24 protein-coding genes and 1 pseudogene are annotated in these 24,457 nt (G+C 44.0%); 7 read left to right on the top strand and 18 right to left on the bottom strand.

The features are described from left to right. From AB2J24_RS01030 to AB2J24_RS01020, 3 genes are all read right to left on the bottom strand, one after another. Positions 1-1,101, bottom strand: a complete 1,101-nt coding sequence (locus AB2J24_RS01030) for a hypothetical protein (RefSeq protein ID WP_367384497.1) — start codon at positions 1,099-1,101, stop codon at positions 1-3. A gap of 69 nt (positions 1,102-1,170) precedes the next feature. Next, complete coding sequence (locus AB2J24_RS01025) at positions 1,171-2,259, bottom strand: hypothetical protein (protein WP_367384115.1); 1,089 nt, start codon at positions 2,257-2,259, stop codon at positions 1,171-1,173. A gap of 105 nt (positions 2,260-2,364) precedes the next feature. Beyond that, positions 2,365-2,961: a thymidine kinase gene (locus tag AB2J24_RS01020; protein WP_162652722.1), complete on the bottom strand. Its 597-nt coding sequence runs from the start codon at positions 2,959-2,961 to the stop codon at positions 2,365-2,367. A 92-nt stretch (positions 2,962-3,053) separates the two neighbouring features. On the opposite strand from AB2J24_RS01020, the gene AB2J24_RS01015 reads away from it, so the two are divergent. Further along, a complete protein-coding gene (locus AB2J24_RS01015; RefSeq protein ID WP_367384114.1) occupies positions 3,054-3,785 on the top strand; it encodes a HugZ family protein in 732 nt (243 codons plus the stop codon). A gap of 179 nt (positions 3,786-3,964) precedes the next feature. Then, entirely contained in the window at positions 3,965-4,912 is a 948-nt protein-coding gene (locus AB2J24_RS01010) for a nucleoside hydrolase (RefSeq protein WP_367384113.1), read from the top strand. A 16-nt stretch (positions 4,913-4,928) separates the two neighbouring features. Here the strand turns inward: AB2J24_RS01010 and rirA are convergent, their stop codons facing one another. The 5 genes from rirA to AB2J24_RS00985 form a co-directional block, all read right to left on the bottom strand. Next, positions 4,929-5,390, bottom strand: coding sequence for an iron-responsive transcriptional regulator RirA (rirA, locus tag AB2J24_RS01005; RefSeq protein ID WP_367384112.1), 462 nt, complete (start codon positions 5,388-5,390; stop codon positions 4,929-4,931). Between the two features lie 181 nt (positions 5,391-5,571). Further along, positions 5,572-6,417 carry a fumarylacetoacetate hydrolase family protein gene (locus tag AB2J24_RS01000; protein ID WP_367384111.1) on the bottom strand — a complete coding sequence of 282 codons (846 nt, stop codon included), beginning with the start codon at positions 6,415-6,417 and terminating at the stop codon, positions 5,572-5,574. A 36-nt stretch (positions 6,418-6,453) separates the two neighbouring features. Then, positions 6,454-8,256, bottom strand: a complete 1,803-nt coding sequence (locus AB2J24_RS00995; protein ID WP_367384110.1) for an IlvD/Edd family dehydratase — start codon at positions 8,254-8,256, stop codon at positions 6,454-6,456. A 15-nt stretch (positions 8,257-8,271) separates the two neighbouring features. After that, positions 8,272-9,015, bottom strand: coding sequence for an SDR family oxidoreductase (locus AB2J24_RS00990; protein ID WP_367384109.1), 744 nt, complete (start codon positions 9,013-9,015; stop codon positions 8,272-8,274). Positions 9,016-9,057: 42 nt separating this feature from the next. After that, on the bottom strand, positions 9,058-9,711 hold the full coding sequence (locus AB2J24_RS00985) for a GntR family transcriptional regulator (protein ID WP_162652729.1): 654 nt from the start codon (positions 9,709-9,711) through the stop codon (positions 9,058-9,060). Between the two features lie 154 nt (positions 9,712-9,865). Between AB2J24_RS00985 and AB2J24_RS00980 the strand changes: the two genes are divergently transcribed. Beyond that, the gene (locus tag AB2J24_RS00980; protein WP_367384108.1) at positions 9,866-10,762 is read left to right on the top strand and encodes an NAD(P)-dependent oxidoreductase; all 897 of its coding nucleotides are present in this window, start codon (positions 9,866-9,868) and stop codon (positions 10,760-10,762) included. A 17-nt stretch (positions 10,763-10,779) separates the two neighbouring features. Here AB2J24_RS00980 and phoB read toward each other — a convergent pair whose 3' ends face one another. The 7 genes and pseudogenes from phoB to AB2J24_RS00945 form a co-directional block, all read right to left on the bottom strand. Next, a complete protein-coding gene (gene phoB, locus AB2J24_RS00975; RefSeq protein ID WP_162652731.1) occupies positions 10,780-11,481 on the bottom strand; it encodes a phosphate regulon transcriptional regulator PhoB in 702 nt (233 codons plus the stop codon). Positions 11,482-11,498: 17 nt separating this feature from the next. Then, the gene (gene phoU, locus AB2J24_RS00970) at positions 11,499-12,218 is read right to left on the bottom strand and encodes a phosphate signaling complex protein PhoU (RefSeq protein WP_162652732.1); all 720 of its coding nucleotides are present in this window, start codon (positions 12,216-12,218) and stop codon (positions 11,499-11,501) included. Between the two features lie 11 nt (positions 12,219-12,229). Next, positions 12,230-13,018 (bottom strand): phosphate ABC transporter ATP-binding protein PstB, encoded by a 789-nt coding sequence (gene pstB / locus AB2J24_RS00965; RefSeq protein ID WP_367384496.1) that lies wholly within the window; start codon positions 13,016-13,018, stop codon positions 12,230-12,232. 50 nt (positions 13,019-13,068) lie between these two features. Then, on the bottom strand, positions 13,069-14,328 hold the full coding sequence (pstA, locus tag AB2J24_RS00960) for a phosphate ABC transporter permease PstA (RefSeq protein ID WP_162652734.1): 1,260 nt from the start codon (positions 14,326-14,328) through the stop codon (positions 13,069-13,071). Then, positions 14,321-15,202 (bottom strand): annotated as a pseudogene (gene pstC / locus AB2J24_RS00955) (phosphate ABC transporter permease subunit PstC); the annotation flags it as partial. The gene pstA and the pseudogene pstC, both read right to left, overlap by 8 nt. A gap of 186 nt (positions 15,203-15,388) precedes the next feature. Further along, complete coding sequence (locus tag AB2J24_RS00950) at positions 15,389-16,438, bottom strand: substrate-binding domain-containing protein (RefSeq protein ID WP_367384107.1); 1,050 nt, start codon at positions 16,436-16,438, stop codon at positions 15,389-15,391. 130 nt (positions 16,439-16,568) lie between these two features. After that, on the bottom strand, positions 16,569-17,618 hold the full coding sequence (locus AB2J24_RS00945; protein WP_367384106.1) for an ATP-binding protein: 1,050 nt from the start codon (positions 17,616-17,618) through the stop codon (positions 16,569-16,571). A 180-nt stretch (positions 17,619-17,798) separates the two neighbouring features. Between AB2J24_RS00945 and AB2J24_RS00940 the strand changes: the two genes are divergently transcribed. Beyond that, the gene (locus AB2J24_RS00940) at positions 17,799-18,989 is read left to right on the top strand and encodes an MFS transporter (protein WP_162652738.1); all 1,191 of its coding nucleotides are present in this window, start codon (positions 17,799-17,801) and stop codon (positions 18,987-18,989) included. Positions 18,990-18,991: 2 nt separating this feature from the next. On the opposite strand, the gene AB2J24_RS00935 is transcribed toward AB2J24_RS00940, so the two are convergent. Further along, complete coding sequence (locus tag AB2J24_RS00935) at positions 18,992-20,236, bottom strand: zinc ABC transporter substrate-binding protein (RefSeq protein ID WP_367384105.1); 1,245 nt, start codon at positions 20,234-20,236, stop codon at positions 18,992-18,994. A 106-nt stretch (positions 20,237-20,342) separates the two neighbouring features. On the opposite strand from AB2J24_RS00935, the gene znuC reads away from it, so the two are divergent. From znuC to AB2J24_RS00920, 3 genes are read left to right on the top strand one after another with little or no spacing between them, the layout of a single operon-like run. Continuing rightward, on the top strand, positions 20,343-21,182 hold the full coding sequence (znuC, locus tag AB2J24_RS00930; protein ID WP_162652739.1) for a zinc ABC transporter ATP-binding protein ZnuC: 840 nt from the start codon (positions 20,343-20,345) through the stop codon (positions 21,180-21,182). After that, positions 21,175-21,999: a metal ABC transporter permease gene (locus AB2J24_RS00925; RefSeq protein ID WP_367384104.1), complete on the top strand. Its 825-nt coding sequence runs from the start codon at positions 21,175-21,177 to the stop codon at positions 21,997-21,999. Before znuC ends, AB2J24_RS00925 begins: the two co-directional genes overlap by 8 nt. Beyond that, complete coding sequence (locus AB2J24_RS00920; RefSeq protein ID WP_162652741.1) at positions 22,000-22,398, top strand: Fur family transcriptional regulator; 399 nt, start codon at positions 22,000-22,002, stop codon at positions 22,396-22,398. 17 nt (positions 22,399-22,415) lie between these two features. On the opposite strand, the gene speB is transcribed toward AB2J24_RS00920, so the two are convergent. Together speB and AB2J24_RS00910 are read right to left on the bottom strand one after the other, a co-directional pair. Next, positions 22,416-23,270, bottom strand: a complete 855-nt coding sequence (speB, locus tag AB2J24_RS00915; RefSeq protein WP_367384103.1) for an agmatinase — start codon at positions 23,268-23,270, stop codon at positions 22,416-22,418. Next, complete coding sequence (locus tag AB2J24_RS00910) at positions 23,267-24,454, bottom strand: carboxynorspermidine decarboxylase (RefSeq protein WP_367384102.1); 1,188 nt, start codon at positions 24,452-24,454, stop codon at positions 23,267-23,269. Before AB2J24_RS00910 ends, speB begins: the two co-directional genes overlap by 4 nt. Positions 24,455-24,457: the final 3 nt, after the last annotated feature.

The raw sequence follows: 24,457 nt of genomic DNA, 5'->3' as shown, positions 1-24,457 counted from the left end.
TTAGACCCCTATCACTTGATTGCCAGAAATTACATGCACGGTGAAGCCATTAAACAACTCGGATGCCTGACCATCAGCATAAAGCGCCTGATAAGCTTCGTGCGGCACCAATGCATGTTTTTCATAATGACTCACACCCTGCCGCGTTGCTTCCAGATCATCGGTATTGATATGAAACTCATCACGAGCGGGGCTAGACGACCATAATCCACGTTTTGCAGGACGCTCAGCTTTTGAGAACACTTCCTGCATTGTCCATGTTAGCACCCACGCATTTTGAGGTTTTCTAACTTTCGATAATATTTGCGATACCCTGTCACTATTTGCAGTAAATCCTGCTCCATAAAACGGGCCTAAGACAAAACGGCGCAATTGCTTTAGGTGGAGATATTCAAAATCCTCATCTAAGTTCTGTGCAATTGTTATTGGCTTCAAAGAATATGAACTATTCTTTCCAGTAAATTCATCAAATTGAACAGCAAACTCAGGATTAAGAAGGCCGCCCACAGGCAATGGAATATTCAAATTTGGCTTCAACTTACCATTCTTGCCAACCAGCATTTCTGAAATCTTCTGGCTCGAGTCTTCAATCGTTGCCATATAAACAATCGGAAGCGTCGCAGAGCCGTCAAATGCACCCCAGTGAAGCACGTAAAATGGTCGACCGTTTCGTGGGTTCACAGACACTTTTATAGTTTCTGGCAAGATATGTGAATTAAATATCTCGCCCTTCTGAATCTGGCTTAAATAATGATATTCTGCAATCTCGGATTGCTGCTCTTTAGGAAACCCTTTACGGCGAAAGATGTGGTCAATCATCTCCTTCTTAATAAGAGCTGGATCACGCAGCTTGGCAAGCTCACGATCTGCATCTTTACGATCAGCCTCCAGTTCCAAAAGATTTTGGAATACGGGAAAACCACTTTCCGCCTGATCAATCCGAAATTTTGACTTAAGCGCTAATCGATGCTCCCAACAAGAAAACGTCGTTGTGAGTTTTGATAAGTATGGCTCGATGGTTTTACCAACAAGCTCATGGCCATAAAGTGGAGAACTACTATCTGAGAGAAATACTCGCAGACCATCCAAAGCGAAATTCATAGATTGAAAATATCGCTGAACCGTACTTTGTCCGGCTTGTGCGTTCAATATCTTACCCTCGGATCGGCTCTACGGCTTCACGTAATCTGCAGCATTATGCTTATCCATAACCGCTTGAAAACGGCGCGAAAATGCTTCGTCAGCAAGTTTTTTCCGGCGCTGAATATCATCCGTTGAAAGCATATTTTTCTCATGCATTTCAAGCAGGTCGCCTATGTGGCGTTGAGCTGCGGCACCAATTCCAGCCATTGTTTCTTCCGCCGCTGTATCAACGGCACTACCGAGTGTATTGATCTTGTGAGCAACGTCCTGCTGCGCAGCCGTTTTCAAAGAATCTTCCAGAGCCTTGTAAAGGACAATTCGCTGTTCTGTATCGATCGTGAGCTTGTTAATCAACGTGTTCTGTGCAGCAATCTGGTTATTCAATGAATCAACGAAAGTCTCAAACATGGACGTATAGCGTTCCAATGTTTGGCTCTCAGCCAGCAGTTCCTGTTCTTTGGCTTGTGCTTCATTATACTCAGTTGCAACTTTCGCTCGCTCAGCCTCAAGACTTGTGCGCTCTTTTTGATCCGTAGAGGCAGCAATTTTATTTTCAATATCTAGCAATATCGGGTTTAACTCATCAATGCGGGATTGCGTTGCTTCAAGCGAACTCATCGCTGTTTTACGACGTTCAATAACTTCAGTCAGGCTTTTCTCCGATGTCTTATAGCGAAGCTCAAGCACATCCTTCTGGTCCGTCAAAATCCCTACAATTGAATCAGATTTCGTTAAAAGCTCTTGCAAATTGCCGGCCAGTGACATGTTACGCACGCGATCTGAGCGCATGCGCTGCATTTTTTGCTTTGAAAACAAACCAATGAACTTTTCATACCCAGTGTAGCTTTTCATGCTTTCAAATTCAGAACCGAAAACATTTGTTGCATCTTCCAGGCCAATGATCAGGTCAGCAATATTGCTCTCCATAATCTTTTGTTGCTTGAGCACATCATCAATACGCGCATTTTCGATATCAAATTCAGCATCACCGATCTTTGTGTCTGCCTTTGCTAACTCATCAAGTACACGGCCGGATGCATCTATCTTATCTCGCATCTCCTTGACCTGATCGCGTGTTTGCTCAATTTCTTTATCCATTGAAACAAGTGATGCCATAAAATTTCCCCGACCTTTATTTGAACCTAATGCCAAAATTAATAATAAGTGCCTCTAATCTAGGATTAGAAACGAAAAAATCAATCTGAATACCCAATATTTCAATCAATCATTGGTATTTTTATACCCTATCGCCTCTTTCCAATGCTGTCGACAATAGGAAACGTAACTCTCATTACCGCCAACCACGATTTGCGCGCCATCTTTAACAACATTTCCATCTCCATCTTGGCGCACAACCATCGTTGCTTTGCGTCCACAGTCACAAATAGTTCGCACTTCTCGTATTTCATCTGCAATCGACAGTAAGATCTTCGATCCCGGAAATAACTTTCCCTGGAAGTCTGTTCTCAGACCATAGGCCATGACCGGAATATTCAAATCATCAACAACATCTGACAACTGCCAAGCCTGCTCCGCTGACATAAAATTTGCCTCGTCAACAAACACGCATGCAATGTTACCATCGGCAAGTTTAGCCTTAACAATCTCATATAAATTGTCATCTTCTTCGAATGCAGTCGACTCACTCTCAAGCCCGATACGGGAGCCAATTTTGCCTGCACTACCTGCACGATTATCGAGCGATGCATTGAGCAAGACCGTCCTCATGCCACGTTCCTGATAATTATATGATGCTTGCAACAGCAGCGTAGACTTTCCAGCATTCATCGACGCATAGCTAAAATAGAGTTTTGCCACTTTACATCTCCCATATTAGTATTCAAACACATGCGTACCATCACGTTTAATTGCTAGCCAAAATTATAACTATCAACAGGTATCCGAATAAAATGCAGAAACAAGTGAACCCAATTAACGAAACCAACAACGATGCTCGTGTTCTCGCTCGCCAACTGATTAGAACGGCACGGTTCGGAGCAATTGGTGTTTTGCAAGATGATGGCTCTCCGCTTGTAAGTCGGGTTCTGGTCGGAACAGATGCAACAGGAAATCCTGTCATTTTAATTTCAGAACTATCTGACCACACAAAGGCAATCAAAAAAAACAATCAGGTATCATTGCTGTTGGGTGAACCTAAGAAGGGTGACCCGGTCGCCCATCCACGAATTTCATTGCAGGGGAATGCCCGACTAATTCCGAAAGAAAGCGACCAATATTCAAATATTCGAGCACGCTTTATTGCTCGTCACCCGAAGTCTGAACTTTACATCGGGTTTGCTGATTTTCAGATCTTCCAAATTGATGCGAAATCGGCAAATTTAAATGGTGGTTTCGGTAAGGCATTTCATCTCAAGCCGAATGATTTTCTATCGATTGAAACGAAATTATCAATGATGGAAAGCGAGATTATCAATATTATCAATAATCAGCATAAAGATTTCCTGTCAAATCATGCAAAAAACAATGAAAGTGGCTGGCGATTAATAGGCATAGATTGCGATGGGTTTGATGTAGCAAACGGCGATATCATCGACAGACGAGAGTTCAAAGTACCAATGAGTGAAGCCATCAGTCCAGCTGATGCTATCGCGTTTCTAACAAATAGTGACAACCTAAAATAAGCAAGGGCGCGCTTGACTAAAGCGCGCCCTCTGTGCCACCACGGGATAGGGCCCGAAGTGCCGCCGGTCGAGGACAATTTGACATATGAAACTTGCCTCTATCTTGCGATCTAAGTGGCTGTTTTCTATACTTAATTCACGATTTTCCGTGATTTTTTAAACTCTTACAAGGTAACAAAGTGCATAAAATCATAATTGATACTGATCCTGGGATCGATGATTCGCTAGCTATCGCATATGCTATAGCACATCCAGAAATCGACCTTATTGGCCTCACAACTATTTTTGGCAATGTCACGATTGATCAGGCAACAACAAATGCTTTACAAGTTCTACCTGCCTTCGGCGGTACAGCAGATGTGGCGCGTGGCGCGGCCAATCCAATCAGTATCGAGGGCAATACACCAAGCCATCATGTACACGGTGCTAACGGTTTCGGCGGATATGACTTCCCAGAATCTGATCAAAAAGAAGTCGCACTTTCAGCCGCCGAATATCTGGTTGAAAAAACCAAACAGCATCCGGGGGAAATCACGATCTGTGCTGTTGGTCCTTTAACGAACTTAGCACTTGCGCTTAAGCTCGACCCAACAATCACATCACGAGTGAAAGAGGTTGTGATTATGGGTGGTGCTGTTTTCTATCCGGGCAATGTAACACCTGTCGCCGAAGCCAATTTTTGGAATGATCCACACGCGGCAGATCAGGCACTTGCCGCTAACTGGCCCATGACATTAGCTCCGATGGATTGCACAATGCCGGTAATCTTCAATGAGCATGACATGGACATGATCGCACGTGACAATGAAAAAATGGGCATACCGCTTAAAGAAATGTCCCAGTTTTACATCAACTTCTACCGCAATGTCGCAGGTCTTGATGGTTTGGTTCCTCACGATGTCATGGCACTGATGTGGGTAACAGCACCAGGTGCATTTACCGTTAGACGTTGTGCCGTAAGTGTAGTGACCGAAGGACCGGCGATTGGGCAATCAATAGGTTTGCCAGCGGGTAAAATGACATTATCAGACGCATTTAAAGACCGCCCGGATCTCAATGTATTGGTCGACACAGACATCAATATGTTCCGCGCTGACTATTTCAGCACGCTCAAAGCCGTTGGTTAAATCGTCCAAAATTATGCTAGGCGGCGGGAACGTCGTCCAGCAATTCATCCAGACCTAGAAGTGCATTAATATCTGGGCGAGCTTTTACCAAATCATCGATAGAATACTTAGATAAAACATCAAAAAATGCGTTCAACGCCTCACGCAAAGCAGTATTCAATGCACAACTATTCACAAGTGGACATTCTGCTGCATCATTTTCAAAACACTCTGCCATTGCAAAGTTATCTTCGGTCACCCGAACAACATCGAGCAATGAAATGTCTTTAGCGGGACGAGCCAGCCGTACACCACCATTTCGGCCTCGTATTGTCTGAACAAGTCCACCCTTTGCCAAAGGTTGCAAAATTTTAAACAAGAATAATTCTGATACAGAGTAGGATTTTGCAATTTCTGCAATGCGACTTAAATCTTCATCATTTGCAGCACAGTACATCAGCATCCGCATTGCATAATTTGTTTGTCGTGTTAATCGCATGAAATCATCCCAACTTTATGTTCTTTCTAATTTAGAACAATTCTAAGAAAAGTGAACCCCTTTTCTCATATTTAAAACATGACGTGGCAATTTTTGTCAAATATCAGGGAATCGGAATAATGCCAGATGATTATTCGCCTTAAGTCTGGCATTATTCATTTAACCGACTTTTACTGATTGTCTATGAATCCTCGTCGACATCCTGCATCTGTGTGCCAAGTCCGTCGATTGATAAGGACATTACATCTCCCTTTTTCAAATAAATAGGAGGTTTCATACCCATTCCAACACCAGGAGGCGTACCCGTTGAAATCACATCACCGGGGTGCAAGGTCATCATCTGAGAAAGATGTGAGATGATCTGCGCGACAGTAAAAATCATCGTGGATGTATTCCCGGTTTGCATTCTAGACCCGTTTACATCCAACCACATATTGAGCCCCTGAGGATTAGGTATTTCGTCTTTTGTGACCAACCACGGACCAAGTGGCCCAAATGTGTCGCAAGACTTTCCCTTTGTCCATTGGCCTGTTAATTCGGTTTGAAAGTGACGCTCAGAGACATCATTACAAACACAATAACCCGCCACATAATCCAGCGCATCAGCTTCACTTACATATTTGCACGCTTTTCCAATAACAACGCCAAGCTCAACTTCCCAATCTGATTTTTTAGAATCTTTTGGAATTGATACGGTATCATTCGGCCCCACGATAGCCGAGGTTGCTTTCATGAATAGGATTGGATGTTCAGGTATCGGAAGGTTAGATTCTTTAGCATGGTCAGAATAATTCAAGCCAATACACATTAACTTGCCAACAGATCCAACACAGGCACCCAAACGGCGAGTACCATCAACTTTTGGCAATGAACTTTCATCCAAATCTTGAAGTTTGCTCAAGGAAGATGGCGAAAGCATTGAACCATCAATATCAGCAACATGATCTGAAAGATCACGGAGCTGGCCTTCCTTATCAATTAAGCCCGGTTTTTCACTTCCCACTTTACCATAACGAACAAGTTTCATTTATAAACTCCCAGAGTAATTGTTTAAAACGGATAACTAATGATTATCGCGAGGTAAGTTTTTCTTCGCAATAGATTGATAATTCGGTGCGTCACGCAAGACCATACCCTCAGAAAAAGGCTCTACCATCTCACGAAAATATTGCTGCCAAGGTGATTGACTTGCAGGATGAGGAAAACCGCCTCCAGCAGTAAGTGCCTGTCTGCGTGTCTCCAATTCCTCATCACTGATCAAGATATCAGCAGAACATGCATTCAGGTCAATCTTGACCATATCGCCAGTTTGCACAAGTGCTAATCCGCCGCCTGCTGCGGCCTCCGGTGAGGCATTTAAAATTGATGGTGAACCCGATGTACCAGATTGCCGACCATCACCAATACATGGCAGAGCCTCAACACCCTTCTTCAAGAGATAATCTGGCGCACGCATATTCACAACTTCAGCACCGCCAGGATAACCAATCGGTCCTGCGCCACGCATGATTAGAATACAATTTGCGTCGATATTTAACTTGGGATCATCAATGGTTGCATGGAACTGTTCCGGACCATCAAATACAATAGCGCGCCCTTCAAATGCATTGGGCATATCTGGGTCAGACAAATAGGTTTCTCTAAAAGCCTCTGATATCGCACTTGTTTTCATAATGGCAGAATCAAATAAATTACCAGATAGATTGATAAAACCTGCATCTTGCTTCATAGGCTCCGGAATTTTCTTGATGACATCAGGATTCTCGATCTGCACATCTGCACAATTTTCAGCCATGGTTTTACCATTGGCTGTAATAGCGTCCGGATAAGGCAGAAGGTCATGTGCGAGCAATTGAGATACGACAGCAGGAACACCCCCTGCTCTATGATAATCCTCGCCAAGATATTCACCAACAGGCTGCAGATTCACAATCATCGGAATTTTATGCCCTATATTTTGCCAGTCCTGATTATCAAGAGAAACACCCAGATGGCGAGCGATACCGTTTAGATGAATAGGTGCATTTGTAGACCCACCAATAGCAGAATTTACAACAATCGCATTTTCAAAGGCTTCGCGCGTCATGATTTTAGTTGGAACAAGATCTTCCCAAACCATATCAACAATACGCTTACCGGTCTCATACGCCATCTGGCCACGTTCTCTGTATGGCGCTGGAATCGCCGCAGAGCCTGGAAGTTGCATACCCAGCGCTTCGGCCAACGAATTCATCGTTGTCGCTGTCCCCATTGTGTTGCAATAACCAACTGATGGCGCAGAGGATGCAACAAGTTCAATCATACCTGCGTCATCGATCTCACCCTTGGCGCGGAGTTCACGCGCTTTCCACATTATCGTACCAGAACCAGTTCGCTCACCTTTGTACCATCCATTGAGCATCGGTCCGACAGATAAGGCGATCGCTGGAATGTTAACTGTTGCAGCAGCCATCAACAAGGCCGGCGTGGTCTTATCGCATCCAACTGTAAGGACAACACCATCTATTGGATAACCGTACAGCGTTTCGACCAATGAGAGGTATGCGAGATTTCGATCAAGCATCGCAGTTGGGCGTTTGCCTGTTTCTTGAATAGGGTGAACGGGAATTTCAATCACCGTACCACCCATTGCAATCACTCCATCACGAACACGCTTCGCAAGCTCAATATGATGCCTGTTGCAAGGTGAAAGATCAGAGCCTGTTTGCGCAATAGCAATGATTGGTTTGCCAGACTGCAGCTCATCGCGTGTGAGGCCATAGTTTAAATAGCGCTCTAAATAGAGTGCTGTCATCTCAGGATCATCAGGGTTATTAAACCAATTACGTGATCTCAAGTCTTCGGGTTTAATGACACGCTTTGTCATTTACGTCTCCAATAATTATCCTGCCCAACCGCCATCAATTAACATTGCTTGACCGGTGGTAAATGCACTATCTTCGGATGCTAGGTAGACTGCTAATGCAGCAATTTCTTCTGGTGTTCCAATTCGCCCCATAGGTTGACGAGCGATAAAGGCTTTGCGCGCCTCTTCATAATCCCCCATTGCATGAAGGCGGTCTTCAAGCGACGGACTTTGCACGGTCCCCGGGCAAATTGCATTGCAACGAATACCCATTTTAATGTGGTCAACCGCGACTGATTTTGTCATCCCAATGACCGCTGCTTTAGTTGCACCATAGACAAATCTATTTGGTGCACCAATGATTGAGGACGCTGCCGATGCCATATTAATGATTGATCCATTCCCCTGTTCAATCATGCTTGGCAAAAATGCCTTGATCATTCTAAACGCAGACTTAACGTTCAGATCAAACGCAAAGTCCCACTCATCATCCGTACACTCCAAAACGGTGCCAGAATGGACAAAGCCAGTGCAATTAAACAATACATTAGGTGAATAATCCTTCGCTGCCTGCTCCACGGCAGCATCTGAGCGAACATCAAGAACTGTGATCGTAATATTTCCATTCGTTTCGGCAGAAAGATTATTCAACGCGTCTTCATTTATGTCAGAGGCAATAACTTGCGCGCCTTCATTTGCCATGGCAATTGCGGTTGCTCTACCAATTCCCTGACCTGCAGCTGTTAATAGAGCTGTTTTACCCTTTAATCGTTCACCCATATCCTGCTCCTTATACATTTTTTACGCGAAAGACGGTTTTACTCAACCATATTTATGTAAATGGTTGGCAATTTTCTCTCGACATACACTCACATCTCGCTCTATCGCCGCTTCAATAATTGCACGATGCTCAGCAATATTATCCTGCCTGAAACCAGTACCACCCGAGAGACCAATCATATGTATCCGATGTAAATCGTATATGTCTCGGTGCTGTTCACGCAAAAGAGTCGATCCACATCCTGACACAAGTGTCTCATGAAACTCCCATTCGCATTTACACCAGATATCAAATAAGTCTCGGTCATTCTGTGCATCGCTAAACTTGCCTTCAACATGCGCAAGCTTATGGTGAGCAGCTGTTAATTTCGCCTCCCATTCAAGGCCACCTTTGGCGATGGAAAGACTGGCACCCTCACACTCGATCATAATGCGAATTTCAATCGCTTCATTGCACATTTGTTCCGATGCTTGCGGGACCCTAAATCCCTTATGCTCTTCAAAATCTATAAGTTTGTCGCATGAAAGTCTAAATAGCACTTCCCGAACGGTACTCGCTGCACATCCATATGCCAGACGAAGCTCTTCAGGTTTCAATTTAGAACCTGGAACATAGTGTGCAAAAATCAAACGCTGCCGAATATCCCAATAGATATCAGACGAACTTGCAACCTTATCAATAATGAGAGCTGTCACTAAATTTCCATTTCATTTGACTAACGCCAGTGTGGTTCACGAGTATCGTTAAACCAAGTTGCATATTTTCACGATTAATTCTAGTATTTTCGTGAAAATAGAGTATTTTCAATAAAACACGTTCCAGAACCACATTTTATAGAAGGAAGTCAACATGGCAGACCAAACAATAGGATTTATCGGCTTAGGCCTTATGGGTGCAGCTATGGTTGATCGTCTTCTTTCTAAAAATCATAAAGTTATCGTGTTGGGCAACAAGTCCCGCAAAGGCATAGAAGCAGCTTTAGCCAAGGGCGCAACAGAAGCAAATTCTGCAAAGGAACTTGCCTCTGCCAGCGATATAGTCATGCTATGTATGGGTACATCTGATCATGTTGAGTCTCGCATGTTAGGTGACAACGGCGTGATTGCAGGCTTAAAGCCAAACACCGTCGTCGTTGACTTCGGCACATCGCTGCCCAGTTCCACCAAGATGCTTGGCGAAAAGGTAGCGGCCGTCGGCTCTCAATATCTGGATGGCCCGCTTGGCCGTACCCCTTCTCATGCTATGGAAGGGAAATTAAATATTATGGCCGCCGGCGATAAAACCGCTTATGATAGAATTGAACCAATATTAAATGATCTGGGTGAAAATGTTTTTCACCTTGGTGAACTTGGAACAGGTCACACAATCAAACTCTTCAATAACTTCCTTGCCATGACAACAGCGTCCGCTATGTCAGAAATCTTCGCGATGGCTGCAAAATCCGGCGTTGACCCTCAAAAAGTTTATGACGTCATGTCGGCTGGGCCTCTTCATTCCATGATGATGGATTTTATCAAAGCATATGCGATAGATGGCAATCCTGAAAATCTAGCGTTCAGCATCAAAAACGGTTCAAAAGATATTGGTTACTACGGTCAGATGGCAGAAGATCTGGGTGTGGACAGCATCATGTCAAAGGCAGCCAAAAATGCGATGAGCGCAGCTATCGAAGATGGTTATGCAGATAATCTTGTTCCCGAAATGGTCACGTTCTTTAAACAGAAATATAGCGTGACTGATAGTTAAGGGTATTTACACTTAACTTAATCATCCTGATCAAGAGAATAACCAAAACCCCTGATCGTGCGTACTGGATCAGATTTTCCATTTTGTTTAAGCGCTTTACGCAAGCGTCCGACATGAACGTCCACTGTGCGCAAATCGATATCGCTGTTTATACCCCAAACACGGTCCAACAGTTGCTCACGACTCCAAACACGACCAGGCTTTTCTAGTAGGAACACCAATAATCGAAACTCGGTCGGCCCCAATTTAACGGTGTCATCACCATAATTGACACGATGGCGTTCCAAATCGACATTAATTTCCTTGTATGAAAGTACTTGTGTTGATGTGCTCGGACGACTACGCCGTAACAACGCGCGAACCCGTGCCATTAGCTCAGATACGGAGTATGGTTTTACCATGTAGTCATCAGCGCCTGTGTCTAGACCGCGGATGCGATCAGATTCTTCACCGCGCGCAGTCAACATAATCACAGGCGTATCAGATGTGTCTTTTCGTCGTTTCAACTGTCTGCAAACTTCAATACCCGAAACATTAGGAAGCATCCAATCAAGCACGATGAGATCAGGACTAGATTCTTCAGCCGCCAACAGGCCTTCATCGCCATCCATTGCGCGAACAACAGAAAAACCTTCTTTTTCAATATTATAAGCCAAAAGCTCCATTTGCGCTGGCTCATCTTCGACAACCAAAATTTTGGCAGTACCGAAATCAGACATGACTTTTCCTATCTAGATTAACCGTCTAACTCGACTGTAATTGACGATGTCACATCACTCTTGGGGCGATCGTCATCCGGCAATTCACCGCTAACCATATAATGAACTTGTTCAGCGATGTTCGTCGTATGATCACCCATTCGTTCAAAGTTCTTGGCAATAAACAATAAGTGCATGCAAGATGTAATATTACGCGGATTTTCCATCATGTAGGTCAATAATTCACGGAAGAGCGTATTGTGCATGAGGTCAACTTCCTCATCTTTAGCACGCCATAGATTTGCCATCTCAATATCCCGAGACACGTATGCATCGACCACGCCGCGAACCATTTCCTGTACAATTGCGCTCATACGCGAGATTGTTTCTGACGACGATCCTAATGAGATAACTTCATTGACCACCGAAGCGCGTTTGGCAACATTCTTTGCATAGTCACCAATACGTTCAAGATTGCTGACCATTTTCAACGCCACAACAACGGCACGCAGGTCCTGAGCCATTGGCTGCCGCTGCACTAGCACTCTGATCGCCATATCGCTAATCTCAATCTCAAGAGCATCAACCCTTTTATCAGAAGCGCGAATACTTGAAACAAGCTCAATGTCGTGTTTTAGAAGACACGTTACGCAATCGTTGACCTGTGCTTCAACCAATCCCGCCATTTCAAGCACGAGGCTCTCAATCGCCTTTAAATCTGCGTCAAACGATGTGACAATATGTGGATCATTCACCATAATTTTCTCCACTAACCAATACGGCCAGTAATATAATTTTCTGTACGTTCATCTTTAGGGTTTGTGAATATCTGGTCTGTATCACCATGTTCAACGAGGTTACCCAAATGAAAGAATGCGGTTTTCTGTGATACTCGAGCTGCTTGCTGCATTGAATGAGTCACAATAATAATTGTAAAGCGCTCACTCAACTCGTCAATGAGCTCTTCAACTATGGCTGTTGCAATGGGATCAAGCGCAGAACACGGCTCGTCCATTAAAAGTACTTTAGGTTCAATCGCTATCGTTCGTGCAATACATAGCCGTTGCTGCTGACCACCTGAAAGACCGTTGCCAGGCTGGTCTAAACGGTCACTGACCTCATTCCACAAACCCGCACGTTTCAAACTTGTTTCAACGATATGATCAAGCTCATCTTTGGATTGCGATGTTCCATGGATACGGGGACCATAGGCAACATTATCATAAATAGATTTGGGAAACGGGTTGGGTTTTTGAAACACCATTCCAACGTGAGCACGCAAGGCAACAACATCAACATCTTTGGCATAGATATCATGATTTTCAATCAGAATTTCACCTTCGACCCGCGCAATGTCAACAAGATCATTCATACGGTTGATACAGCGCAAAAATGTGGATTTACCGCAACCGGACGGGCCGATAAGTGAGGTAACCTGATTTTTTGCAAAATCTATACTTACATCTTGCAAAGCTTGTTTTTCACCATAAAAAACCCGTACATCTTTGGCTTTGATAATCGGCCCATTCCCCATGAGCGCGTTTTCGACTTCCGCCATTTTTTTCTCACTCTCGACAGTATTATTTAACATTGTCCGCTCCAATCAACCTAGAACCTACGCTCAAATTTCCGGCGCACAATCACGGCAAGTATATTCATTAAAACAAGGAAAACCAAAAGAACGATAATAGCAGCAGAGGTTTTTTCCATGAACCCCCGTTGCGGCGCATCAGCCCAAAGGAAAATCTGTACGGGTAAAGCCGTTGCAGAATCCATTATGCCTTTTGGTACATCCGCGATAAAGGCCACCATACCGATCATAAGCAATGGTGCCGTTTCACCCAAAGCTCTTGCCATACCCACAATTGCACCAGTTAACATACCAGGTAAAGCCAATGGTGCTACATGATGGAATGTTGTTTGTATATTGCTGGCACCCAACCCAAGAGCGGCTTCCCGGATGGATGGCGGAACCGCGCGAAGAGCAGCACGGGACGCAATAATAATTGTTGGCAGCGTCATCAAGGCAAGCACCATGCCACCGACGAGCGGTGATGAACGAGGCAGCCCAAAAAAGTTTAGAAAAATTGCGAGTCCTAGAAGTCCAAATACAATTGACGGAACTGCCGCAAGATTATTGATGTTTACTTCAATAAATTCGCTTACTCGATCCTTTTTCGCAAATTCTTCAAGATATATTGCAGCCCCCACGCCCACAGGGAAGGAAATTGCAAAACAAATCAGAAGCGTAAATGCCGATCCCATTAAAGAACTTAATATACCGGCAAGTTCCGGCTCTCTTGAATCTCCATTTAAGAAGAAACGTGTATTAAATTGACGAACGATCTGGTTGTTTTCTGAAAGTGAATCGACCAAACCAATTTCCAAGTCACTAAATTTGCGACGATTTTCAGCTAAAGACGTATCCACACTGCCTTTGAAAAACAAATCAACGTCATCAGAAGCCAGAAGCCAAACATCTGTAACTCCGCCTACAACTTGCGGATTTTGTAATACAAATTGTTTTAATTCTAAACTCGCATCAGGGCTCAAAATTCCATATAATTTCCGGCGGTCTTTGCGCTTCTTAATATCTGGAAAACGGTCTTTTAAGGCGTCTTTCACAATAGTCGAGTATTTTGCTTTCGCCAGATTTTCTGGATCCACATTGTCAGGACCAAGATCAACACTTATCTGAATAACGCTTTCGCGCAATGCACCAGAACCGGTCCAGGCAATTGACCCAACCATGACGATAAGAAAGCCAATTGCAAATACAATTGCAGCTAACCCACTAAATTTGAACCTAGCCTCAGATGCACGACGACGCTTAAGTTCAGGCGCTTGGGAAGAGAATAAATTAGTCATACTGCTCTCGGAAATGATTGACTATCTTAAGTGCAATAACATTCAGCACCAGCGTGATAACGAAGAGGAAAAGGCCCAGCGCGAAAGCGGACAGGGTTTTAGCGCTGTCAAATTCTTGATCCCCTGTAAGCAATGTCACAATCTGCACTGTAACTGTTGTAACAGCTTCAAATGGGTTTAGAGTAAGGTTTGCCGCAAGACCCGCCGCCATAACAACAATCATCGTTTCGCCAATAGCGCTTGATGTGGCCAAAAGCAAACTACCTGCAATACCGGGGATCGCAGCTGGTAACACAACATTGCGAACCGTTTCAGCGTGCGTTGCGCCCATACCTAATGAGGCATCACGCAATGATTGAGGAACGGAGTTAATCACATCATCAGATAAAGACGACACCAATGGAACGACCATAATGCCCATAGCAATACCAGCGGCCAATGCACTTTCAGATGATATTTGAAACCCAACTGCTGCGCCACTATCGCGAATAAAAGGCGCGATCGTCAATGCAGCAAAAAATCCATAAACCACAGATGGAATGCCCGCCAGCATCTCTAGGAGAGGCTTGGCTATCGCACGTGTTCGCTTGCTAGCAAACTCTGCAAGATAGACAGCGGAGGCAAGGCCAAGTGGGGTGGCGATAAGCATCGCAATAAAACTAATAAGCAACGTACCTGTAATGAGCGGAACAGCACCAAACGCGCCACTTGACCCGACAACTTCTGCCGTAATGGCTGTTTGAGGGCTCCAATGAAGCCCGAAAAGAAAATCGGTAATAGGTACTTGCTTGAAGAAACGAATAGTCTCAAAAATAAGAGACATAACAATTCCGATTGTAACCAAAATCGCGACTGAAGAACAGGCGACCAACAAAGTTAAAATGGCTGCATTACCAAAACCGGAACGTTTCTTAACAAAAGGATTTGCGCCTATTTGAAATTTGGATTGGACATCGCTCATGGGTCAAACATTCATGCCAGAATTGAAATAAAAATTGAAAAATCAGGAAGGAAAACTGCGGGGTTGATATCTCAAACCCCGCAATCAGGTATTTATCAACTACATTGACATTGGAGCTAGATCAGCAACTGTTTTTGCAACAGTAGCACGCTCTTCATCACCCATTGGGATGAGACCTTTTTCGGTCAGGTAACCTTCGTCACCCCAAGCTTCGTCATTAGCGAATGCAGCAAGGAATTCTTCCATACCAGGAATTACGCCAACGTGTGCTTTTTTCACGTAGAAGAAAAGCGAACGAGAAACCGGGTAGTCGCCAGCGGCAATTTTTTCAAACTCAGGAGCAACACCATCGACAAGAGCACCTTGAAGAACATCTGAGTTTTGATCAAGGAAACTAAAGCCAAAGATGCCGAACTGAGTTGGTGCAGCCTGTAGCTTTTGTACGATCAAGTTATCATTTTCACCAGCTTCGATGAAAGCGCCATCTTCACGGATTGTGTGGCAAAGTTGCTTGTAAGCTGATTTGTCAGCTTTCTTAAGGTCTTTGATCCATGAGAAAGACTTACATCCGCCTTCCATAGCAATTTCAACAAACGCAGCACGCGTACCTGATGTTGGTGGAGGTCCAAGAACTTCAATTTTTGTTTTTGGAAGCTCAGGGCGAATGTCAGACCACATCATGTATGGGTTAGCCTGAGTTTTTCCGTCTTCACCAGCTGGAACATCTTTAGCAAGTGCCAAGAAAACATCCTGAAGTGTTAGTTCAAGAGCATCGCTTTCGCGTGAATTTGCAATAACAATGCCATCATAACCAATTTTAACTTCAACGATGTCTTTGATACCATTTGCGGCACAATCATCAATTTGTGATTGTTTAATGCGCGCAGAAGCATTTGTGATGTCAGGGTGAGCTTCACCAACACCAGCACAGAAAAGTTTCAAACCGCCACCAGTACCAGTTGATTCGATAACAGGTGTTGGGAAATCTGTTTCTTTGCCGAAGCGCTCAGCAACAGTTGTTGAAAACGGGAATACGGTTGATGAACCAACGATACGGATTTCGTCGCGCGCAGAAGCTGCTGCTGTGCTGATTGCAAGTGCACATGCGCCAGCTGCGAATGCAGCAACAAGCTTATTCAATTTTGACATTTATCTCTCCTGTCAGAAAATTTATGCCGCATCTTAAGTGCGGTGGGTACTCTCTATAGCTCCTGTTTAACCGTTATATGACATTCACATGACAGTTATGTGACAATGGACAAATATGGAAGTTGTGGAGCTATTTTTCACCGATAGGTAAGAATATGGTAAACGTCGAACCGGCCCCTACTTCGCTTTCAATCTGGAGACGCCCTCGGTGTCTGTTTAGAATATGCTTAACAATTGCAAGACCAAGACCCGTTCCACCTTTGATTCGAGATCGGCTCTTATCTACCCGGTAGAACCGCTCCGTAAGGCGAGGTATATCTTCAGCAGCAATTCCCGCCCCCTTATCTGAGACAGAGGCAGCCAACACCCTTCCATCAAGCCCGGCAACATGATCCAAGTCCGAAATTTCAATCGAGACTTCTGTATCAAGTGCTCCATACTTAATCGCGTTTTCGATTATATTATGAAAAATCTGTATCAACTCGTCTTCATCACCAAGGATCGTCGTGATTTTACTATTATTCTTAAAGTCGATGCTTTTCTGTTCTTGTTCACTAATCGGTGTAAGCGTTGCAATGACTCGCTGCACCAACAGGTGAACATCGACATGACCTGATGGGCGAATGCGCTCCTTACCTTGTAACTTTGAGAGTGATAGAAGATCATCAATCAAACGCTTCATCCGGGCGGCCTCTTTATCCATAAGACCTAAGAACCGTTCCCGCGCGCCAGCATCATCTTTTGCCGGCCCGCTCAGAGTTTCAATAAAACCGGCTAAAGCCGTGAGCGGTGACCTTAACTCATGGCTAACATTAGCTACAAACTCGCTACGCATGAGTTGCGCATCCCTTATTTGCGATACATCCTCAAACGTAAGTGCCACGCGGGTCTCATTTGAAGCCCCCTGCCCCACAGAATTAATATTGATCTCAAACGTCGCAGAAGGCGAGGCTCCTATCGTAATTTCAACCCGCCGTTCACCTTCACCATTCATCACCGCATCAATAGCCGCAAGGCAATCTGGTTGACGAACAATACGAACAAATGATTCTCCAACAACAGAATCACCAAATTTTTTCTTCGCGGCTTTATTTGCAAACTTAATTCGGCGATTAGCATCAATAATAATTACCAATGCGTTCAAACCATCTAATATTTGGTCAAAACGGCTATTTTCCAAGTTTCATCTCACTTTTAGATAATTCGATATTCGACACAAATAATTTTGAATACGGGAGTATTCAAGCGTCACTTACAGACTGACTTATAACAACATGCGACTGTTTCCAAGCAAACTATGTCTTAGAAAATATCATTTTTGGTACTGGCTCGAATCTACAGACTCACTTAGTGTCACCAAATGTCCGAAAATTCCTTTACATTCAATGCGGCCATTCGTGTGCTCATACTGTGGTTTGCTGGCATCACCGCTGCGGCTCAATTTGCGAAACTGAGCCTAACATTCTCACATCTGCAATTGGAATACCCAAATACAGATACAAGCTTGGGATTACTTGTATCGCTTATTGGATTTATAGGTGTTTTCTTTGGAATGTTTGCAGGCGTCATGGCTTCGCAAGTGGGTTATAAGAAAACCCTGATCTGGGGATTAATAATCGGCGCTATCGTGTCTATTATTCAATCAAACTTATTGCCATTGGAAGTAATGATTGCTTTACGTATCATTGAAGGCGCAGCTCATCTAGCAATCGTCGTAGCAACCCCAACTCTCATGGTTCAAACAAGCAGGCAGGAACATGCCAAAGCCCTCATGACTTTATGGAGCACATTCTTCGGCGTATCATTTGTTATAACGTCCTATTTAGGCTTACCACTGATTGAAAATTTTGGACTTAGAAGCATATTTCTTGCCCATGCGGGATGCATGATTATTGCTGCAATTTTTATTTGGAAACTAATTCCAGACACCAAAACAAATATTGCTTCAAAATTCAATTTATCTATCGAAAACCTAATCCGAGAACATGTAGAAGCCTATCGTTCACCATCGATATCAGCGCCGGCTTTTGGCTGGTTGTTTTATACCCTTACCTTCGTAGCCATACTCACAGCACTTCCTCTTCTGCTGCCCTCTAACGAAGTAAAATTAGCCGCTGGTGTCCTACCACTGATCGCCATATTCTCTTCATTCATCTGTGGTGCAATATTGATCAGACACTTTTCGACAATTCAGATCCTGATCTTTGCCTTTCTGGGGTCAAGCCTTGCAATTTTATCACTAACTGTTCAAGATCAAGTACTTATCACCCTGCTGTTTTTATTCTTTCTCCTTGGATTGCTGCAAAGTGCGGGCTTTGCAGCAATCCCAGAACTGAACGATAAAATTACTGATCAAGCAAAATCCAATGGTGGTATTGCGCAAATGGGGAACATTGGCACCACCTTAGGAACACCTATATTGCTGGCCGCTTACTCCGGCTTTGGTATAAATGGAGTTGTCGTCTTTCTCGCAAGTTCCTATGCATTAGGCGCGGCCTTGCATATTCTGCTTCATTATAGACGACAATCTCCACCACAACTTGAGTTATAATGTTAGTTCGAAGCAGACAAACATCCGCTAAATGATGAAGCTACATTATGCATTAGCTTATTATAAAGACCCGCTCCATCATCCAGACCAGCGCCCAAAGGATCAATCAATCCAACATTTACATTTAGCCCATCTGCTAGATTGTCAATGATTTTTGAATTGAACTGAGGTTCGGTGAAAATACAGCCGACGTCAGATTTTTCCAACAGTTCTCGCACTCTCTGAACATTTTTAGCTCCTGGTGCAACATCTGCGGATATCCGAAGCGCAGCGGTTGCCGCCAGACCGTATCTTGTTTCAAAATAATTATAAGCATCATGAAAAACAACAAACTTCATGTTCTTGACTGGATCAGTTAGCGCAACAAGCTGTTCGTCAAGCGCTGAAATTTGTTTTAATGCAGCTTCTGTATTCTTGGCATAGATTGCCGCATTGTCAGCATCAAGACGTGAAAGCTCATCTCTAATTTTTACAAGAATAATTTTAGCATTTTCTGGATCCAACCAGATGTGTGGATCGACGCCACCCGCGTGATCATGCGCGTGATCATGACCATGTCCAGCTTCTTCGTGCTTGGCATGATCATCATGATCTTCGTGCTTGGCGTGATCATCATGATCTTCGTGCTTGGCATGATCATCATGGTCTTCGTGCTCTGCATGATCATCGTGATCTTCGTGCTTGGCGTGATCATCGTGATCTTCGTGCTTGGCGTGATCATCGTGATCTTCATGTTTGGCGTGATCATCGTGATCTTCGTGCTTGGCGTGATCATCGTGATCTTCATGTTTGGCATGATCATCATGGTCTTCGTGCTTGGCATGATCATCGTGATCTTCGTGCTCTGCATGATCATCATGATCGTCATGTGCATCTACTACACCAAATTTGTCCAACTCTCTGAACTTAATAAGTCGAATACCATCTGCATCAATTAGCGAAATAGGACGCCCATTACCAGTCAGAGTTTCAAGCGGTTTTTCTAGAAAAGTCTCAAGCTCGTGACCTACCCAAAAAATTAGATCAGCTTCCTGAAGTAGTTTTCCTTGAGAAGGCTTTAATGAAAAACTATGCGGAGACGATGCACCACCAACCAAAAGTGCTGGCTTGCCAACTTCACCCATCACAGACGCAGCAAGCGAATGGATAGGCTTTATACTAGTAACCACTTTGGGAGCGGAAAAAGAAGCGGTAGTCGCATGAAGAAGGAAAAGTGAAGCTATTGAGAATGATTTTATTGAAAACACGAATGAAAACCTCTACATTGAAATTGGTAATGTTATTTTATAACAAATTTGTAATGATATAACATGCCAGCTTGGTAACCGCAACCTGATTCTAATGACGAGTAACATGAGACATATGAAATATGATGATCCACTTATAAAGCTTGATCGCGCAAGTGTGGAAAGTGATGGTCGATGGCTTGTCCGTGGCGTTGACCTTATTCTCAAACAAGGTGAAATAGTTACTCTGATTGGGCCCAACGGATCGGGCAAATCCACCACAGCAAAATTGGCACTAGGGCTTCATAAACCTAGCGAAGGAACTGCAACACGTCATAGAAATCTTAAGGTTGGATATGTACCGCAAAAACTGCACATTGATTGGACAATGCCTCTTGATGTTAGCCGTTTCATGCGCCTGACAGGCTCGATCTCAAAAAAAGACTGCCTACATGCACTTGAAGCCACGCAAACCTCCCATCTCCTTCATTCCGAACTCAGAAATCTTTCTGGTGGTGAATTTCAGCGTGTATTGTTATCACGTGCTATCGCCAGAAAACCTAATCTTCTGGTATTGGATGAACCAGTTCAAGGTGTCGATTTTGCAGGCGAAATCGCTCTATATAAGTTGATTACCAAGATCAGAGATGAATTGAACTGTGGCGTACTTCTTATCTCACACGATTTACATGTGGTTATGGCCTCAACCGATCGCGTAATATGCCTTAATGGGCATGTTTGCTGCTCAGGAACACCCAGTTCTGTAGCCTCCAACCCTGGATATAAAGCACTATTTGGCAATAGGAATGACGAGGCATTGGCAATTTATGAGCATGACCATGATCACACCCATCTACCGGATGGCACAGTACGTCACGCTGATGGATCAATAACTCAACATTGCCATCCCGATGATGGGCATCACCAACACGACAAGCATAAACATAAAGGGCACGGTCATGCTTGATGATTTCTTTGTACGTGCGCTTGTAGCTGGCATTGGTGTAGCGTTGATTGCTGGTCCTCTTGGATGTTTCATTGTATGGCGGCGGATGGCCTATTTCGGCGATACACTTTCACACGCCGCACTATTGGGCGTAGCTCTTGCCTTCTTGTTTGAGGTCAACATCACGCTTGCTGTTTTTGCAGTATCAACATGTATTTCGTTAGCGCTTGTCGTCTTGCAAAGAAAAGCATCATTATCAGCAGATGCAATTCTTGGCCTTCTGTCGCACACAGCTTTAGCTCTTGGTCTCGTGGCACTGGCATTTATGACATGGATCCGGTTTGATCTTTTAGGTCTCTTGTTTGGTGATATTTTGGCTGTATCACATACTGACATCATCACTATCTGGGTTGGCGCTCTCATCATCTTGGCTATTCTGGCCTATATTTGGCGGCCATTATTTGCGAGCACCGTTAGCCCTGAAATCGCTAAAGCCGAAGGCATAAACCCAATGCAGGTCAATATTGCATTTATGCTGCTCTTATCGGCAACAATCGCAATTGCCATGAAAATCGTTGGTGTGCTTCTCATCACAGCGCTGCTCATTATACCTGCGGCGACAGCACGACGAGTTGCAACGACACCAGAACGAATGGCAATTATCGCCGCATTTATTGGAATGTTCGCTGTCTTTGGCGGACTTTACGGATCATTATCATGGGATACACCCGCAGGGCCATCCATTGTCGTTGCTGCATTCGCATTTTTCATGATCTCTTTATCGCCAATTGCGAATCTTGTGAAAGTTTCACATAATACGAACCGAGAGGAGGAATAGATGCATCAACATAGTCTGGATGGTTTAACCAAAAACCAAAGCCTTGTGATGTCGACACTGCAAGATTCAGAGGGGCCTCTAACAGCTTACACTATTCTTGATAATTTGAGAGATGATGGGTTTCGTGCCCCTTTACAAGTCTATAGAGCATTGGAAAAGCTGATAGAAATTGGTGTCGTTCACCGCCTTGAAAGTCTCAATGCATTTGTTGCTTGCCAGCATCCAAATTGTGATATGCACACGACCATTGCTTTTACAATTTGCAATAATTGCGGAAACGTTGCTGAGCTTTCAGATGATACTTTATCAGACGAACTAAAAAACATAGCTCAAAGGCAACATTTTACATTGCAAAAATCAGCCATCGAATTACGCGGCATTTGTGGCAACTGCCAGTAATGTTACTGCCAGTAATGTTACTTAATGAGAGTCATAAGAGCATAGACAATCTGTGCTGCTGTAAAGTTCCAACCATCCATGTCTTTAATGGGTGCTAGTTCTACGACATCCAGCCCTACAAGATTACGCCCCTTAAGTGCGCTTTTAACAATGTGGATTGATTGAAAGTAAGATAACCCGCCTGGCACCGGAGTTCCGGTCGCAGGCATTTCAGATGGGTCTAAACCATCCACATCATATGAAACGTAGATATTTTCGGGAAAGTCGTCTGGTAAATTGATCTCATAAATTGACTTGCTGACAAGCTCTTCTGCATCGATATGAAAAACATGCTTCTCGAGCCTACGATCAACCTCTTCCCGACAAAGTGCACGTACACCGAATTGTGCCAGGCGAACATCTTCATCCGCCAGCAATTGCATTACTGATGCATGAGAATATTTCTCATCTTGATAGGCTTTCCGCAAATCTGCGTGCGCATCAATTTGTACAACACCAACAGGGGCATCTAAAGCTTGCTGAACACCAACAACTGCTCCATAAGATAAGCTATGCTCACCACCCAATGTGACTGGTATTCGGCCTTCGCTTACAGCAAGCTTTGTACGTTCACTCAAACGTCGCATCACATCTGCTAAAGCACCATCACAACTTATTGACGGTTCAGTGAAAATACCTTCCTCACATATTTCTCGATTAAAACACAGGCGCTCTAATTGATCACTTGCTTCCAAAATCGCATCAGGACCAAACCGTGTACCGCTACCGTAAGAGACGGTTCTCTCAAGTGGCATTGGAATAATGACAAACTTTGCATCCTCTCGCTGGCGCTCTTGATCGGATAGCTCGCTATCTAAAAATACTTTGCTCATTGGTGTAACCGCATACGGAAATCCTCATAACCAAATTCACAAATCATTTTAAGATCATCCGTTTCCGAATTCCAAAGCGCAATAGCTGGAAGTGGTACACCATTAAACGTATTTGTCTTCACAAATGAATAATGTGCCTGATCCAGAAATGCGATCCGATCACCAACATCTGGTGAGCCTTCAAACTTATAATCACCGATGACATCACCAGCCAAACATGAGGGCCCGCCTAAACGATGAAGAGGTCCGGATTTAGCTTCACCCAGCATGTCCGGACGATATGGAGCTTCAATAACATCAGGCATATGACAGGTTGCAGAAATATCAGTAATTACTATTGGCATGCCGTTTTCAACCACATCAAGCACTTCACCAACTAAAATGCCGGCATCCAGCGCAACAGCTTCACCCGGTTCGAGATAAATATCCAGCCCAGTTTTAGATCTGATCTCCTGAATGAGTTGAACCAATCCATCCCGATTATAATCCGCGCGCGTGATATGGTGTCCACCTCCAAAGTTCAACCATTCTAGCTGAGGCAAAAACGTCTGTATCTGAGGTTCGATCGCTGCCCAAGTCCGCTCAAGCGGCTCAAACTCCTGCTCGCATAATGTATGGAAATGTAATCCCACAACACCTTCAAGCATATCAGCACTCAAAGATGATATAGGAGTTCCAAGCCGGGAAAACGCCGCGCATGGATCATATTTTTCAACAAGCCCCTCGGAGTGTTCAGGATTTATTCGCAACCCAATTTCAACATCCGAGCAAAGCCCTTGGATTAAAGGCATAAAACGTTTCAACTGCTGAGACGAATTAAAAATAAGATGGTCAGATATCTCAATGATTTCCGGTAGGTCTGTTTCTTTATATCCAGCACAAAACGTTGTGATCTCCCCAGAGTAAAATTGCTTCGCGAGTTTTGCTTCAAACAAGCCAGATGTACATGTGCCGGAGAGATATTTGCTTACTAAAGGCGCAAGTGCGGGAAAGGAAAATGCCTTAAGGGCAGACAAAACTTTAGCACCTGACCGGTCTGCAATATCAGCAAGCACACTAAGATTTTGCTCCACCTTTGCTTCATCAATAACAAAACAAGGAGACTGGACACGAGATAAATCAAAATCCGCAAACGGGCCTGCGCCGCCCGACTGTGTTTCCATCATCTTTGGTGGCTTGCTCAACGG

Source organism: Lentilitoribacter sp. EG35, from assembly GCF_040784015.1.
Lineage (GTDB): Bacteria > Pseudomonadota > Alphaproteobacteria > Rhizobiales > Rhizobiaceae > Lentilitoribacter.
Note: the sequence above shows the minus strand (reverse complement) of the source record. Positions and strands in the feature narration are given on the sequence as shown.

What these genes read in the sequence shown, in the direction of transcription:
- AB2J24_RS01030 (WP_367384497.1), bottom strand. Translation starts at nt 1,101, where the DNA reads ATGAATTTCGCTTTGGATGGTCTGCGAGTATTTCTCTCAGATAGTAGT.
- AB2J24_RS01025 (WP_367384115.1), bottom strand. Translation starts at nt 2,259, where the DNA reads ATGGCATCACTTGTTTCAATGGATAAAGAAATTGAGCAAACACGCGAT.
- AB2J24_RS01015 (WP_367384114.1), top strand. Translation starts at nt 3,054, where the DNA reads ATGCAGAAACAAGTGAACCCAATTAACGAAACCAACAACGATGCTCGT.
- rirA (WP_367384112.1), bottom strand. Translation starts at nt 5,390, where the DNA reads ATGCGATTAACACGACAAACAAATTATGCAATGCGGATGCTGATGTAC.
- AB2J24_RS01000 (WP_367384111.1), bottom strand. Translation starts at nt 6,417, where the DNA reads ATGAAACTTGTTCGTTATGGTAAAGTGGGAAGTGAAAAACCGGGCTTA.
- AB2J24_RS00995 (WP_367384110.1), bottom strand. Translation starts at nt 8,256, where the DNA reads ATGACAAAGCGTGTCATTAAACCCGAAGACTTGAGATCACGTAATTGG.
- AB2J24_RS00990 (WP_367384109.1), bottom strand. Translation starts at nt 9,015, where the DNA reads ATGGGTGAACGATTAAAGGGTAAAACAGCTCTATTAACAGCTGCAGGT.
- AB2J24_RS00980 (WP_367384108.1), top strand. Translation starts at nt 9,866, where the DNA reads ATGGCAGACCAAACAATAGGATTTATCGGCTTAGGCCTTATGGGTGCA.
- phoB (WP_162652731.1), bottom strand. Translation starts at nt 11,481, where the DNA reads ATGTCTGATTTCGGTACTGCCAAAATTTTGGTTGTCGAAGATGAGCCA.
- phoU (WP_162652732.1), bottom strand. Translation starts at nt 12,218, where the DNA reads ATGGTGAATGATCCACATATTGTCACATCGTTTGACGCAGATTTAAAG.
- pstB (WP_367384496.1), bottom strand. Translation starts at nt 13,018, where the DNA reads ATGGCGGAAGTCGAAAACGCGCTCATGGGGAATGGGCCGATTATCAAA.
- pstA (WP_162652734.1), bottom strand. Translation starts at nt 14,328, where the DNA reads ATGACTAATTTATTCTCTTCCCAAGCGCCTGAACTTAAGCGTCGTCGT.
- AB2J24_RS00950 (WP_367384107.1), bottom strand. Translation starts at nt 16,438, where the DNA reads ATGTCAAAATTGAATAAGCTTGTTGCTGCATTCGCAGCTGGCGCATGT.
- AB2J24_RS00940 (WP_162652738.1), top strand. Translation starts at nt 17,799, where the DNA reads ATGTCCGAAAATTCCTTTACATTCAATGCGGCCATTCGTGTGCTCATA.
- znuC (WP_162652739.1), top strand. Translation starts at nt 20,343, where the DNA reads ATGAGACATATGAAATATGATGATCCACTTATAAAGCTTGATCGCGCA.
- AB2J24_RS00925 (WP_367384104.1), top strand. Translation starts at nt 21,175, where the DNA reads ATGCTTGATGATTTCTTTGTACGTGCGCTTGTAGCTGGCATTGGTGTA.
- AB2J24_RS00920 (WP_162652741.1), top strand. Translation starts at nt 22,000, where the DNA reads ATGCATCAACATAGTCTGGATGGTTTAACCAAAAACCAAAGCCTTGTG.
- speB (WP_367384103.1), bottom strand. Translation starts at nt 23,270, where the DNA reads ATGAGCAAAGTATTTTTAGATAGCGAGCTATCCGATCAAGAGCGCCAG.